1 protein-coding gene and 1 pseudogene are annotated in these 1,778 nt (G+C 65.6%); both read left to right on the top strand.

Annotated elements, in window-relative coordinates:
* Positions 1-187 (top strand): annotated as a pseudogene (locus P2G62_RS17750) (phosphomannomutase); the annotation flags it as partial.
* Between the two features lie 75 nt (positions 188-262).
* Positions 263-1,696, top strand: a complete 1,434-nt coding sequence (locus tag P2G62_RS17745; RefSeq protein ID WP_275736211.1) for a mannose-1-phosphate guanylyltransferase/mannose-6-phosphate isomerase — start codon at positions 263-265, stop codon at positions 1,694-1,696.
* Positions 1,697-1,778 lie beyond the last annotated feature (82 nt).

The following is a 1,778-nucleotide window of genomic DNA, read 5'->3' as shown; positions in this document are numbered from 1 at the left end:
GCTCGGCACCGTGGCGGCCTGTGATCGCACGGATGGGCTGCGGATGACGCTGACGAATGGGCGGATCGTTCATCTGCGCGCGTCGGGCAATGCACCGGAGTTCCGCGTCTATACCGAGGCCGAAACTGCGGCCGACGCCGCGGTGCTTCTGGCCTCGAGCCTGGCGCTGGTGCGGGCCGCGCTCTAGGCGAGACAAGAATTGTGGCAACGCAGCCTTTGTGCGTTTATGCGGCTGTAGACACATGACTTGAGGCTTGATGGGATGATTTATCCGACGATCCTGTGTGGCGGTTCGGGTACGCGGTTGTGGCCATTGTCGCGCCAGAGCTATCCCAAGCAATTCGTGCAGCTGATGGGGGAGGAAACGCTGTTTCAGGCCTCGGCGCGGCGCCTGTCGGGGCCAGGCTTCGCGCCGCCCACGGTGCTGACCAATTCCGATTTCCGCTTCATCGTGACCGAACAGCTGGCGGGTGCAGGGATCGACCCGGGCGCGGTGCTGATCGAACCCGAGGGGCGCAACACGGCGCCCGCGGTTCTGGCGGCGGCGCTGTATCTGTGCGCGCGCGATCCGCAGGCGGTGATGCTGGTGGCGCCCTCGGATCATGTGATCCCCGATGTCGCGGCCTTCGAGGCCGCGGTGGCACAGGGGATGACGGCGGTGGCCGATGGCAAGCTCGTGACCTTCGGCATTCGCCCGACGCGCGCCGAAACCGGCTATGGCTATCTGGAACTGAGCGTGCCGCCCGACGGGTCAGGCGCGCCGATCGCCTTGACGCGCTTCGTCGAAAAACCCGATCGGGCCCGGGCCGAGGCGATGCTGGCGGCGGGGACCTATCTGTGGAACGCCGGGATCTTCCTGTTCCGCGCGGCCGACATGATCGCCGCCTTCAAAGCCCATGCGCCGGAATTGTTGGCCCCGGTGCGCGCCGCGGTGGACGGCGCGGCGACCGATCTGGGGTTCTTGCGCCTGGCCCCTGCCCCCTGGGCGCAGGCGGCGGATATTTCGCTCGATTATGCGATCATGGAACGGGCCGGCAATCTGGCGGTGGTGCCCTTCGAGGGGAAATGGTCGGATCTGGGCGGCTGGGATGCGGTCTGGGGCGAAGGGGCGCGCGATGCCGCGGGGGTCGGGGTGTCCGGGGCAGCCAGCGCGATCGACTGTGCCGACAGCCTGCTGCGGTCCGACAGTGCCGGGGTCGAACTGGTCGGGATCGGGTTGCGCAACGTCATGGCCATCGCGATGAACGACGCGGTCCTGGTCGCCGACATGAGCCGCGCGCAGGATGTCAAGACGGCGGTCGAGGTGCTGAAGGCCAGGGGCCGCCTTCAGGCCACGCAATTCCCGAAAGCGCACCGGCCCTGGGGCTGGTTCGAAAGCCTCGTGATCGGGGAGCGCTTTCAGGTCAAGCGCATCCATGTGCATCCCGGCGCGGCGCTGAGCCTGCAATCGCATCATCATCGTTCTGAACACTGGATCGTGGTGGAAGGCACCGCGCGGATCACGATCGACGAAACCGTCACGCTGGTGACGGAAAACCAATCCGTCTATATTCCTCTGGGTGCCGTGCATCGCATGGAGAACCCCGGCAAGGTGCCGATGGTTCTGATCGAGGTGCAGACCGGCAGTTATCTGGGCGAAGACGACATCATTCGCTACGAAGATGTCTATGCCCGCGGGCAGGGAGCCAAAGGATGAAAATAGCAGTTGCAGGGCTCGGATATGTCGGCCTCTCCAACGCAGCACTCCTCGCGCAGAAAAACAACGTCGTCGCCGTGGA

The organism is Paenirhodobacter sp. CAU 1674 (genome assembly GCF_029222945.1).
GTDB lineage: Bacteria > Pseudomonadota > Alphaproteobacteria > Rhodobacterales > Rhodobacteraceae > Rhodobacter.
This window is presented reverse-complemented; position numbering and strand designations above follow the sequence as displayed.